Below are 11,839 nucleotides of genomic sequence, written 5' to 3'. Positions count from 1 at the left end.
CGACTGATGGTTAAGAGACTAGCAGCACCTTCTTAGATGTCAAATGGGTTCTATAAGAGGTAGTAATTTTGGTTTGATGCGATCTAATTTTCGCGCCCGAGCATAAAAGTCACTTTCTGGTACATCTTCTCCGACTTCAAAGGGACTAGATAGCAAAGTCTCGATTTCTACTTGCTTAATGCTCTTGTATTGCTTATCTTGCCCACCCTGCCGGCGCTGGATTTCTACCCATACTGCTTCATCACTAAATCCGAATAAGGCAGCAGCTACTTTTTGCTTCTTGCGTTCGTATTTGATTTGATCGCTACTTTCTGTCTCCTGAAGAAAGTCATCATAGACTAAATTAACCGCCTTTTGCAAAGCATCATCTGAATCTGGTAGAGAAATGACACCCAGAAGCTGGGAAAAGTAAGCATTGCTGGCAGAGCGAACCAAAAGCCGATTATATTCTGATTTTCCCGTGGCCTCAGAAATACAGAGTTCTTGGGCTTTGGGGCCAAGCCAAGGGCGATGCCCTTCACACTTTCCTAAGACCTTGCCATTGGGTACTGTTGCGTCTGATAACTGACGACGAGCAATGCATGCTTCACAGCGCACGAAAATATCAGCAAAGTCATTACCTGAACCGCCCTCATCAAACCATAGCTGACCTCGGCAGCTAGTTTGAGAGTTTTGATGGACAAAACTTGAGCAATGGTATTTGTAGCAATCAATCCAAAACATCCAGATTCTCGCAAAAGGCTAAAAGCTCGTCTAAAGAAATGCGCCACCAAATCAGCATTCCCATGAGATTCGGGATTAACAACTTTCAACCAATCCTGATAACCAGAAATATGAGCATTTATTGTTGTATTCTTCCCTGCAAACGGCGGATTACCAACAATCGCATCAAACCCCGGATTATCTCTATCAAAAACTTCAGGAAATTCAATCTCCCAATTAAACGCCGGAACAGGTTTCTCACCAAACCGCAACTCTGCACAAATTCGCCTGACATCTAAATCATCTTCTTGATTTTTCTGCTTATAATTACAGCAATTCCCGAGTTATTAAAGGTTTTAGAACTATCTGGATGTATTGTCACAATTGATGCCATAGGTTGTCAAAAAGAGATTGTGAGGTTAATCGCACAGCAGAATGCAGATTATGTAATCACATTAAAGAAGAACCAAGGTAATCTTTATAATGAGGTTGAAAAACTATTCCAATCAGGCATAGGCACAGGATTTCAGAAGATTCAACATCGCACCTATAAAACAGAAGAAGTAGGGCATGGTCGTCATGAAATTCGCTATTATCTAATGTTATCTGATATTCAAGAGCGACTTGACCCAGATTCAATTTGGTCAAAATTAAATAGTCTTGGTATGGTAGAGTCCGTGCGAAACGCAGATGGTAAAACAACGGAGGAGACCTTCCTCCGGGTTCGCCAGTTCACGCCACGTGCTTTATGCCGGGAAACCCGTCCACCGCAGTGGCTCCTTTATGCCGGGAAACCCGTCCACCGGACTGGCTCACCGCAACGCGCTGGCTCACAATTTTGGTGCGATGCAGCAGTTGCAGCAGATTCGTTAAAAGAGCGAATTATGCATCAAGTTTCTATTGAAAAAATTTCACCATAAGTCATAAGAACTCTTGCATAAATATTTTGTGGGATGATTAAGGGTGATTGTAATTCCAGCTTTTGGCAATTCAAATAGTAAGACTCTATAAATTTTTTCGAGCAAGTATTATCAGGCGATCGCTAACTAAAAAATGGCAGCAAAGGTTGTTTCAGCTATTGATTAATAACTGAAATTATTTAATAAATTTGATTTATTATCGATTTATATGGCTATTTCGTGATGATAAATTCCTGCAATTAAATTCGACTTTAAGCCAAAACGTCGGTGACGATTTCGATATCTATCAGACAAAATTTTAAATATCTTTAGACGACGATTTACATGTTCAACAGTAATTCTTAATCGATTGAGTTCTCGATTAGATTTCTTCTGATCTTTTGTTAACTTCTTACCCTTCGGTTTTGTAATTGGTGTTTCGCTTAATTGATGGATTTTTTTTATCCCTTGATACCCTTTATCCGCTATGACTTTGAGTAATTCACCAAATTTTACATTACTGGTTTTAAATAGCCTAAAATCATGAATTCTCCCCAAGCCGTGCCCTAAACAGGCTTTCTCTACTTTCACTGCTCCTCAAAGTCCTAATCGCAAATTGTAAAACTTTTTATTATACCACAAAATACTTTTGCAAGAGGTCTAATGAATATCTAGGGGTTTAAGTACGTCGGCACGATAAAGCAAATTTCTCCGCGATACACTACCAATCCTCAAGGGGCAAGGACATAAATTGTAACTTTGCCAATACTGAATCTAGTTCAGAGGACTCTTCAGAATAAACTTTATTCAGTTGGTTCAACATCTGATTCCGAGTGTATTTTCGCAAATATGCTTTCAAAGCTTTTGTGTAAAGTTCACTACGAGATACCCCTAACTGTCTAGCCAGTGCTTCTGCCTCTTCAAAAATTGAATCTGGAAGCGAAATTGCAGTTTTCATAACTACGCTTGTTTTGGTCACTACACTTCTGGTTATACCCTGGTTATCGAAACAGAATTCAGGAGTCAGGAGTCAGAATTCAGTTGGGTATTTTGTACGACTGGTTGATGAGTGGATAATCTAAAATCCAAAATCCCAAATTGAGTCACCAGATATTTATTAGCTGTTATTTTGGATTTCGTCTAACTTGGCACGCACCGCCTGGATATCTTGCCACATCAACCATTTCGGCGCACCTCTCTCCTTAGAAGGGTTACGCAGCAAGTAGGAAGGGTGAAAAATTGGCATACATAAACGCCCTTCCCACTCCAACCACTGTCCGCGAATTTTCGTAATCCCCCGCTTATCCCCAGTGATACTTTTGACAGCAGTTGCACCTGTTAACAAAATTATTTTGGGGTCAACTAGGCGAATTTGTTCTAATAGATAGGGTAGACAAGCCGCCACTTCTACAGGAGTGGGAACTCTATTTTCTGGCGGGCGACATTTGTTGATATTGGCAATGTATACATCCTGCTCGGTAGTCAGATTCACAGATGCCAAAATTTTCTCCAACAACTGCCCGGATCTGCCCACAAATGGTAAACCCGTTTCATCTTCATTTTGACCTGGCGCTTCCCCTATAACCATAATTGGGGCTTTTAGATTCCCGCGTCCGACAACAGCATGAGTCCGAGTGTCTCCCAATGGACAACGGTGGCAGCGATCGCAATCCTGTGTCAATTCCGTTATGCTGGAATAAGTTCCCGGAGCGATCGCAATTTTCGCGTCTGTGGGAATCAGTTCACGTTGGTTAAAGGTTGAGTCGTCGAAGAGGCTGAGTTGGTTTTGGCTGCTCATGAAAATCAGGATTTTGGCATCAGCGCCAGCTGTCTTATCTGAGTTAAATACCGCTCAGGTTGGAGATATATCAGAGTAAATAGACTTTTGCTGAATACTGATAATTTATACAAATCTGATTGTATCAGTTAATTTGAGACAAAATTCAGTCATGATAAAAGCAGTGCCGTCCTAAGATGCTGGGGGAAACCATGTCACATACCCCACTTTTCGCCGATCGCACCCATGCGGGTGAGGAGTTGGCGCAAGTGATTCATGATGTTTTGACTCAGCAAACTATTGATTCTGGGATCAAGCCTGTACCAATTGTTTATGCTTTGCCAAGAGGGGGTGTACCAGTAGCCGCACCAATAGCACGTCTTTTGGATTGTCCACTGACAATTATTGTGGCGAAAAAGATTAGCTATCCAGAAAACCCAGAGTTAGCAATTGGTGCAGTCACTACTTCCGGAAATGTTCTTTGGACTAATCAAAAACTATTTCGGCCTAAAAATGAGGCGCGATCGCGGGAAGTGGCTTTAAATAAAGCGCTCGACCAAGCTAAGTCTCTTGAGGCTCAATTAATTCCTGCTTGTCCGCAGTTCAATGCAAAGGATGCTACGCTGATCTTAGTTGATGATGGCATTGCTACAGGTATGACAATAGCGGTAGCGGCAACTGCGATGAAAGCGCTTTCTCCAGCCGCAGTTTGGCTATGTACTCCAGTAGCGCCACAAAAATTGCTACCTTGGTTAGAACAGTGGGGCGATCGCACAATTGTTCTGCAAACACCGGAATCCTTCCGCAGTGTGAGTAATTTTTACCGGGAATTTCCCCAAGTAGATACATTAGAAGTTCTCCTATATCTCCAGCAGCAAAAGACAATTGGGGGAATTGACTTATGCGAATAATTTTAAATTTTGAATTCAGAACTAGCCCTTTCAAGGTGACTCGTAAAATCTCTTTTTTTCTCTCTGCGCTACGGGTATTAAGATTTTATTCTCTATTCGTGGAATAAAAACTGGGATGCACCCCTTGTAAATCAGCCAACAGAAGAAAAACTGATAACTATAAGAGATGTTTCTTGCTAGCATTGCCAGCAGCCATCTTTTAAAGCTCGTTCAACGATCATTTGAATGTATGTAGTTTTAGCATTAGTATACGCTTCAATATCATTTGTGAACTTCAGAGCGAGTTCTCGTTTTAGGCATCCATATCTTTGTGCTTCATTGGGATGTTTAAGAAGATAGTCTCGGAATAATAGGTGGAGTTGGAGTGCCTCACTATCGCGCGGGCAGACATAAAGATGGTGGCGTGGCTTGTTTGGTGGCCAAACATAGGCTTCCCGCCCTCTAATGCCTTTATCACCTTCATACACATACCCTAGAGTAGCGAGTCGCTCACTCACCTTTGGGATGTGGGCAGATGTCTTTACAACCACGTCCATATCGATGATTGGCTTTGCCGGGAGTCCAGGCACAGAGGTGCTGCCTACGTGTTCAATAGCCAATGCCAAGTCACCAAGAACCTCGGCCACGGAAACCCGTAGTTCCTCGAAGAGAATTGGCCAGTGGGTATCGTAGTCAAAGATGATGATTTGCTCAGTCAAGAGATTTCACTCCCTCATAACATTGTGTAACAACATTCAATACCTGAGCTAATTTACGCTATGCATTAGTCACATCTTTCTTAATAAAAGAGAGAAAAGCTAGGAAGCAAATATAGCATAGGTTTGGAGGATTAAGGCGTAGTAGTCAGAAGTTGAGATTAGCCGATCTAGCTCAAAGACTTGACTTGTCCATCACATCAAGTTTAACTATTTGGAGATGTTTCCTGCTGGTATTGCATAGCTTTAGCATAATCACCCAAGGCGTAGCAAGCAGCTTTTAGACGAGCAAGAGCTTCTTGTTCACTGCGGCGGTCTTTCATATTCCTAGCTAACAGCAAACGTTCTTCATAATATGTAATTGCTTTGTTATAGTCACCAAAAGCTTCACAAGCAACTCCTAAACTACCTAAAGACTGTTCCTCGCTACGCTTGTCTTGAGTTTCTTTGGCTAATTGCAAGCGATCTTCATAATACTTAATGGCTTGAGCATAATCACCTAAGGCATAACAAGCATTTCCCAAATTTTTTAGCACCTGAGAAGCACTGCGAACATTTTTTAAAGAGCGTGATAGTACTACACACTGTTCATAATAGGCGATCGCTTTTGGGTAATTGTCCAAAGCATACCAAGCATTACCCAAATTCTTGAGTACCTGTTCCTCGCCCCAATTATCTTTGAGTTCCCGCACAATTTCTAGGCTTTGCTGTTGATATTCAATTGCCTGTGTAAAGTTGCCTAAAGCTTTATAAACTAATCCCAAATTATTCAGTGCTGCAACTTGACTGCGTTTGTCTTGCAATTGCTGCGTTATTTTCAAACACTTTTCTAGAAATTCAACTGCTTTTTGATGGTCATTCAGGTGACGATATGCATTGCCTAAATGGGAAAGTGCTTGCATCTGCAATGCTAAATCTGAAGTGTCTTCACTCAAAGACAAACACTGTTGGGAGTAGGAGATAGCACCTTTGTAGTCTCCATCGCTATAAGTTACCAATCCTAAAAAAGAAAGTACCTGTGCCTGTTTTTGCAAATCCCCAACTGCCTGAAACAGCCCCAAGGATTGTTGCAAAGACTTCATCGCCACTATTAATTCACCAGCTTGCTGCTGTTGAATTCCTTGCCGTAGTAGCTTAGATGCTTCCGATAAATGGTCGTCATTTTCCTGTGGAGGTAGTATTTCTCCTTGCCAACCAGAGTCAAAATCATGGGTAATTGTATTATGCTTCACTGGTTTTAGGTATGTTATGGGTCATTCCAGGGGAACTGTATTTTTCGAGATGTTATTCCATTCGCCTTTAGACATCAACGAAAATCGGCGGGAATCCCATCCCAACAACAGGAGTGTCCGGGATAGCCGCCCGCCTTTCCATTGTCATTAGTCATTAGTCATTGGTACTAATGACTAATGACTAATAACTAATGACTTCGATTTACCCCCGGCTTCAAGCCGGGGGATGAGTTAACTTCTTCCTGTGAAGTCTGGTGTTAAATCTAGTATTCCCATAATCAGAATGTATCTTTCATCAGGCTGGTTTACCACAGCGTAGCTTTAGCAGCAGTTCAAGTATTTTTGCAATAGGTTTAATGATTTCGGAAAGGAGTTGAAACAACAGTGCTTACGTATAGAAATTCTCAGAGCGATCGCATCTCAGGACTATTTGGTTCTAGAGTTAAGTGTTCACTAGAGTTAATGGGACTATTTTCTCTGAAGATGCACAGAATAAAACACTTAAAACTCTATGCCTGCAAGGGAATTAGTCTATGCAGGCTGATCGCGGCGATCGCACCACCTATTAGGCGTAAAAAGCTTAATTTCTAGTACAGTAACATCATCTTGAACAGAAAAGTTATTCAATTTTGGCGCGGAGTGCCGGAGATGGAAAGAGATTTTCAAATCCAGCTTGTCGCTCGTTCAAGGGTTCTAGAGCATCATTCCAAAGACTTTCATAGTAAAAGAAGGTTACACCTAGATGGCGTTCTTGGACAGCCCGCACCTGAGACTTAATTTGCTGGATGGAAACTGGATTATTTCGTAACCCTGCCATAATGCCAATTGCAGTTGGAATTATTTGTTGCGCTTCTTGAATTTCTGGGCGAGAAATATTTGCCACAAAACTTTGCAGATTCGGACGATAAATTTGCACAATTAACTCGTCTACAATATTTTGCCGCATCCAACTCAGCCAATCTTGTAGGTGAAACTTGTAAGCCAAATCATAGTAATTGGGAGCAACGGAGAAAATCGCCTGGGGTTTTCTCTGCTTCACCGCTTGGTTAAGTTGTACCATGAACGCCGTAATTTTATCTGCCCGCCACTGTATCCATGCCGCATCTTGGGGATTAGTTGGGGGAGCATTATTGGTTTCTTGGGTATATAAGGCAACTGTATATTGATCGTAGCCAAATTCGTAGGGTAAACTCATGTGATCGTCAAACTGAATGCCATCGGCATCATATTGGGTAACAGTTTCTAGCACAAGATTGGTAATGAACTGTTGCACTTGGGGATGGAACGGATTCAGCCACATCACCTCACCCCCTGCACTGATTGAAGTTTGGCTACCATCCCGCTTTTGTGTGAACCAATCTGGATAATTCAGTGCCAGTTCTGAGGTTGGGGGAGCCATGAAACCAAATTCAAACCAGGGAATCACCAGCAATCCTTGGCGATGGGCTTGGTTAATCAGGTCTGCCAGAATATCATGTCCATCTGAACCTTTGTAGACAAAAGGTTGAATACCCGCATGTTGTGCTAAGGCACTGGGATACATTACATAGCCAGAATTCCACACCACAGGATAGATTGTGTTGAAGTTTAGCCGCCGCAGTTGACTAACCGCATCCTGCACTTTGGCGCGACTCTTGAGGGTGTCAAAATCATTAGTGGTCATCCAAACCCCGCGAATTTCCTGACGAGGTAACTGTGCGATCGCGCCAAAGCGGCCATCTTGGGCGATCGCAGGGGTGAAACTGTCTACCAACAATACCGTAACAAAGGATATTAAAATGAGAATTGGGAAAAGATACTTAAGCGATGTCTGACGACAAGCTGCTGTACATTTACGCCGCCAACTTTGAACAATAAAAGATAATTTCATAGATTTGAATGATGCATTAGCTACCCACACACGTCATTGCTTGCTTTTATAATTGAATCTATTAACCATATAGTCTACAAGTATTTATGCTGACTACAGGATTAATTGGTTGGTAGATGTTCGTTCCCTGCTTATGGAACTTTTGCACCATAAAAACTAAAGCAGACCTAGCAAAGTTATAAGATGCTTGACGCAGTTAGTGGTTATTAGTGCCCAATAGACATTGAGAATGGGGCATTGGTTATACTCCATTGGTTCCAAAAAATAAAATCACCAGTGTAGAGTAATGATAATCATTCAGGCATCAACTTCTGCTAAGAGATTGATGTAAACTTTGATAAATATAAGTTAAACTAATGACTAAAGTAAAAACACTTTGGGAGATTTAAACTACTTAATCGAATCTCCCATTTTGTTTTAATAACTGATTTCTAATTTTTTTAGAATATTAGGTATCACCTTCAATAAACCATTAGAAAAGATATAGTAATTCAATTTATTTATTGGAACTGAATGCTTAAACATAAGTTTTTTCTGTAATTCTTATAGATTTATTTAAATTATCTTTCAGATATTCAAGGATACTTTGAGCAACATATTCTGCAAGCTTGACTGGGACAGCATTTCCGATCATCTGTTCCAGGTCTGTTTTTGTTCCTTCAAAAATAAATGTTTCTGGGAAAGTCTGCAAGTAGCTTCTTTCAATTGTAGTCAATGGGCGTAAGTTTTCTATAACGGGGACTGGATCTTTAGGGTGTTTTTTATAGGTTTTAGGAATAGGACGATTAACTCCTCTTACTGTTGGGCTAGGTTCATCAATACTAAAAATTCCTCTTCTTTGGTAACTTCTGGGATGTCTGTAGTAATATTGAATTTCTAATTTATTTTCGAGATAATCTCTAATGGTCATTGGTTTATCTGCTAACCTTTTTTTCAGGTAAGGTTCTAGACTTTCGTCTTTTCCTTGTAACTCTCCCAAGCAAAAAAATCTTTTTCGCTTTTGAGGTACACCGCACAGACTAGCATCCAAAATTATTTCACTTAAACCATATCCGGCAGCTTTCAAGATTTGTCTAGCCTCTTGATATTTATTGCTTTTACGAAATAGTTCTACGTTCTCGATCACAAACCACTGAGGAAGAACACTTGTAACTATTTCAGAAAATACAATACTTAAATCCCCTCTTCCTAAATCTTCATCACGTTTGCCAGCACTAGAAAAGTCTTGGCATGGAGGTCCACCAATAATAATTTCAGGACGCATTTCTCTAAAAATTTGATAGTTTTTCCTCAAATTACTAAGATCGTAATCAAAAATTTCATGGCTAAAGTTTTTTTGATAAACATCTATAGCTGGTTTCCAATTATCAAATGCCGCTACAATATTAAATCCAGCATTTTGAAAGCCTAAAGATAACCCTCCACAACCGGCAAAAAGGTCTAAAACTCTAAGTGAAGAGCTTTTTATCTCATCTTGAAATTTTTCTTTCATACCTTTATATGTATTTTAATTTTTCATAAAATATCTCTGGATTACTTAGAATAATACCATCAGGTAATCTTCTTATTACTAGTTTTATATCAGGAAGATAATCACTTTCAAATGCCAAAATTTAGCTAGTATATATACATAAACAACTGTATTAAATAATACTTTTTAATTTACTAAACTATTCCAGACCCTATCTGTGTCACAATAGAAAACTGTAATAAGAAAAATATTGTTAAGGTAATTTAGTGAGTCCAACTGCTCAATCCACGGCAAGTGCGCGTCGCATAGTATTTCCTTTTACGGCAATTGTGGGCCAGGAAGAAATGAAACTGGCGCTGCTATTGAACGTGATTGACCCCAAAATTGGTGGTGTAATGATCATGGGCGATCGCGGCACCGGGAAATCCACAACTATCCGGGCGCTGGCGGATCTGCTGCCAGAAATTTCTGTGGTTGCCAATGATCCCTTCAGTAGTGATCCTAGCGACCCCGACTTGATGAGCGATGAAGTCCGCCAACTGTTACAACAAGGGGACGAAATTCCTGTAACTCAGAAAAAAGTCCAAATGGTAGACCTACCGCTAGGAGCTACAGAAGACCGAGTTTGTGGCACAATCGACATTGAGAAAGCTTTATCTGAAGGTGTCAAAGCCTTTGAACCGGGACTGTTGGCCAAGGCTAACCGAGGCATTCTCTATGTGGATGAAGTCAACTTGCTAGATGACCACCTCGTAGACGTGCTACTCGACTCCGCCGCCAGTGGATGGAACACTGTAGAACGAGAAGGTATTTCTATCCGTCACCCAGCGCGTTTTGTTCTTGTGGGTTCTGGAAACCCAGAAGAAGGCGAACTACGCCCCCAATTGCTCGATCGCTTTGGGATGCACGCAGAAATTCACACAGTAAAAGAACCAGTCTTGCGGGTGCAAATCGTGGAACAACGGGCGGATTTTGACCAAAATCCGCCAGTATTTCTCGAAAAGTACAAAACTGAACAAGAAGCATTGCAAGAGCAAATTGTCAATGCTCAACAACTTTTGCCAGAAGTGAAAATTGACTATGATCTGCGGGTGAAAATTTCTGAAGTCTGCTCAGAACTAGATGTAGATGGTTTGCGGGGTGACATTGTTAGTAACCGCGCCGCCAAAGCTTTAACAGCTTATGAAGGACGGACGGAAGTTACAGTTGATGATATCCATCGTGTAATTACGCTATGCTTGCGTCACAGACTGCGGAAAGACCCTTTAGAATCGATTGATTCTGGCTATAAAGTCGCCAAAGCTTTTAGCCGCGTCTTTGGTGTCGAACTACCAGAAAGTGATACTGCACAAAAAAACGGCACAGGTTCAAAAGTTAGGGGTTAGGGGTTAATTAATTTTGGATTTTCGATTTTGGATTTTGGTGAAGCAGCGCGGTGAGCCAGCGCGTTGGGCGGGTTTCCCGACTTGAAGCGACTGGCGAATCCGTAAGGGTCTTGGGGGTTTCCCCCATGAGCGACTGCACCAAGCCGTTCGCGCAGCGTCTCCCCTTGGGAGAAGGGATTGACGAAAAAATCCAAAATTCAAAATCTAAAATTGGCAGAGTCTAACTCAGCACTTTTAACTCAACATTCAACATTCAACACTGACTATGAGATTTTGGTCTTTTTGGTTCAACAGCTTTATTTTATCTAGCCAATACAACCCGCCCAGATTTGTAGAATTATTGATGCTCTTATTAGCGATCGCAATGCTGGCAATAGCCAGTATTTTACCCGACAGACCATACTTAATTTTAGGCTTAAGCTTAGTAGTTGGGGCATCTATTTCTATCTTAGTGCGGGAAGCGATCGCGCCCTCACCCCAAAAGCGAATTACCCAACTAACAGCATCACTATTGCTCATCATCAGCCTCTATGGCTTTGCTGACTTAATGTACACTCTTTAAAATTAGTTATGAGTTATCAGTTAATGAGTGAAAAATTAATTATAAACTCCTAACTCATGTACAGAGGCAATTAATCGCGTCTCTCCTAACTCATGTACAGACGCGATTAATCGCGTCTCTCCTTTTTCATTTACCAATTCTGCATTTCCACCAATTCCATACATAACTCATTAATTTGTTCCAAATCAGGTTTGTGAGGTAGCGCAGATTGTTCGTAAACAATTTCCATTTCGGCAACCAAATCTTCTGCGATTTTCATCACCTGCTCGTAAGAATATTCGTATCCGCTCAATAAGTTGCGGTAAGCAAAAATTATTAGCGATTGTTGAATCAAT

14 protein-coding genes and 2 pseudogenes are annotated in these 11,839 nt (G+C 41.1%); 5 read left to right on the top strand and 11 right to left on the bottom strand.

Annotated features, from left to right (window positions below):
• Positions 1–39: 39 nt before the first annotated feature.
• Both HWQ38_RS03610 and HWQ38_RS03605 read right to left on the bottom strand, forming a co-directional pair.
• Complete coding sequence (locus tag HWQ38_RS03610; protein WP_292790083.1) at positions 40–597, bottom strand: hypothetical protein; 558 nt, start codon at positions 595–597, stop codon at positions 40–42.
• Entirely contained in the window at positions 528–974 is a 447-nt protein-coding gene (locus HWQ38_RS03605; RefSeq protein ID WP_292790082.1) for a DNA methyltransferase, read from the bottom strand. Before HWQ38_RS03605 ends, HWQ38_RS03610 begins: the two co-directional genes overlap by 70 nt.
• Positions 975–1,010: 36 nt before the next feature.
• On the opposite strand from HWQ38_RS03605, the gene HWQ38_RS03600 reads away from it, so the two are divergent.
• Complete coding sequence (locus HWQ38_RS03600; RefSeq protein ID WP_292790080.1) at positions 1,011–1,622, top strand: ISAs1 family transposase; 612 nt, start codon at positions 1,011–1,013, stop codon at positions 1,620–1,622.
• A gap of 204 nt (positions 1,623–1,826) precedes the next feature.
• Here the strand turns inward: HWQ38_RS03600 and HWQ38_RS03595 are convergent.
• The 3 genes and pseudogenes from HWQ38_RS03595 to HWQ38_RS03585 all read right to left on the bottom strand — a co-directional run.
• Positions 1,827–2,174: pseudogene (locus HWQ38_RS03595) on the bottom strand (transposase family protein); the annotation flags it as partial.
• Between the two features lie 148 nt (positions 2,175–2,322).
• On the bottom strand, positions 2,323–2,559 hold the full coding sequence (locus HWQ38_RS03590; RefSeq protein ID WP_292790078.1) for a ribbon-helix-helix domain-containing protein: 237 nt from the start codon (positions 2,557–2,559) through the stop codon (positions 2,323–2,325).
• 159 nt (positions 2,560–2,718) lie between these two features.
• Positions 2,719–3,399 carry a uracil-DNA glycosylase gene (locus HWQ38_RS03585; protein ID WP_292790077.1) on the bottom strand — a complete coding sequence of 227 codons (681 nt, stop codon included), beginning with the start codon at positions 3,397–3,399 and terminating at the stop codon, positions 2,719–2,721.
• Between the two features lie 191 nt (positions 3,400–3,590).
• Between HWQ38_RS03585 and HWQ38_RS03580 the strand changes: the two genes are divergently transcribed.
• Positions 3,591–4,289 carry a phosphoribosyltransferase gene (locus HWQ38_RS03580; protein ID WP_292790075.1) on the top strand — a complete coding sequence of 233 codons (699 nt, stop codon included), beginning with the start codon at positions 3,591–3,593 and terminating at the stop codon, positions 4,287–4,289.
• Positions 4,290–4,465: 176 nt separating this feature from the next.
• Here HWQ38_RS03580 and HWQ38_RS03575 read toward each other — a convergent pair whose 3' ends face one another.
• Complete coding sequence (locus HWQ38_RS03575) at positions 4,466–4,987, bottom strand: GrpB family protein (RefSeq protein ID WP_292790074.1); 522 nt, start codon at positions 4,985–4,987, stop codon at positions 4,466–4,468.
• A 203-nt stretch (positions 4,988–5,190) separates the two neighbouring features.
• On the bottom strand, positions 5,191–6,234 hold the full coding sequence (locus HWQ38_RS03570; RefSeq protein WP_292790084.1) for a tetratricopeptide repeat protein: 1,044 nt from the start codon (positions 6,232–6,234) through the stop codon (positions 5,191–5,193).
• 366 nt (positions 6,235–6,600) lie between these two features.
• Here HWQ38_RS03570 and HWQ38_RS03565 point away from each other — a divergent pair, with 366 nt between their 5' ends.
• Positions 6,601–6,807 (top strand): hypothetical protein, encoded by a 207-nt coding sequence (locus HWQ38_RS03565; RefSeq protein ID WP_292790073.1) that lies wholly within the window; start codon positions 6,601–6,603, stop codon positions 6,805–6,807.
• A 28-nt stretch (positions 6,808–6,835) separates the two neighbouring features.
• Here HWQ38_RS03565 and HWQ38_RS03560 read toward each other — a convergent pair whose 3' ends face one another.
• On the bottom strand, positions 6,836–8,086 hold the full coding sequence (locus tag HWQ38_RS03560; protein ID WP_292790071.1) for a glycoside hydrolase family 10 protein: 1,251 nt from the start codon (positions 8,084–8,086) through the stop codon (positions 6,836–6,838).
• Between the two features lie 517 nt (positions 8,087–8,603).
• Positions 8,604–9,578: a DNA cytosine methyltransferase gene (locus tag HWQ38_RS03555; protein ID WP_292790070.1), complete on the bottom strand. Its 975-nt coding sequence runs from the start codon at positions 9,576–9,578 to the stop codon at positions 8,604–8,606.
• A gap of 245 nt (positions 9,579–9,823) precedes the next feature.
• Here HWQ38_RS03555 and bchI point away from each other — a divergent pair, with 245 nt between their 5' ends.
• Positions 9,824–10,942, top strand: coding sequence for a magnesium chelatase ATPase subunit I (gene bchI / locus HWQ38_RS03550; RefSeq protein WP_292790068.1), 1,119 nt, complete (start codon positions 9,824–9,826; stop codon positions 10,940–10,942).
• On the opposite strand, the gene HWQ38_RS03545 is transcribed toward bchI, so the two are convergent.
• A complete protein-coding gene (locus HWQ38_RS03545; RefSeq protein WP_292790066.1) occupies positions 10,939–11,136 on the bottom strand; it encodes a hypothetical protein in 198 nt (65 codons plus the stop codon). The genes bchI and HWQ38_RS03545 overlap by 4 nt on opposite strands.
• 71 nt (positions 11,137–11,207) lie before the next feature.
• Here HWQ38_RS03545 and HWQ38_RS03540 point away from each other — a divergent pair, with 71 nt between their 5' ends.
• Positions 11,208–11,504 (top strand): hypothetical protein, encoded by a 297-nt coding sequence (locus HWQ38_RS03540; RefSeq protein ID WP_292790064.1) that lies wholly within the window; start codon positions 11,208–11,210, stop codon positions 11,502–11,504.
• Positions 11,505–11,634: 130 nt separating this feature from the next.
• Here HWQ38_RS03540 and HWQ38_RS03535 read toward each other — a convergent pair.
• Positions 11,635–11,839 (bottom strand): annotated as a pseudogene (locus HWQ38_RS03535) (hypothetical protein); the annotation flags it as partial.

Origin of the sequence: Nostoc sp. NMS7 (assembly GCF_017115085.1) — a bacterium.
Taxonomy (GTDB): Bacteria; Cyanobacteriota; Cyanobacteriia; order Cyanobacteriales; family Nostocaceae; genus Nostoc.
Note: the sequence above shows the minus strand (reverse complement) of the source record. Positions and strands in the feature narration are given on the sequence as shown.

Coding starts and splice junctions, on each gene's coding strand:
- HWQ38_RS03560 (WP_292790071.1), bottom strand. CDS start 8,086: ATGAAATTATCTTTTATTGTTCAAAGTTGGCGGCGTAAATGTACAGCA.
- HWQ38_RS03585 (WP_292790077.1), bottom strand. CDS start 3,399: ATGAGCAGCCAAAACCAACTCAGCCTCTTCGACGACTCAACCTTTAAC.
- HWQ38_RS03580 (WP_292790075.1), top strand. CDS start 3,591: ATGTCACATACCCCACTTTTCGCCGATCGCACCCATGCGGGTGAGGAG.
- HWQ38_RS03555 (WP_292790070.1), bottom strand. CDS start 9,578: ATGAAAGAAAAATTTCAAGATGAGATAAAAAGCTCTTCACTTAGAGTT.
- HWQ38_RS03590 (WP_292790078.1), bottom strand. CDS start 2,559: ATGAAAACTGCAATTTCGCTTCCAGATTCAATTTTTGAAGAGGCAGAA.
- HWQ38_RS03540 (WP_292790064.1), top strand. CDS start 11,208: ATGAGATTTTGGTCTTTTTGGTTCAACAGCTTTATTTTATCTAGCCAA.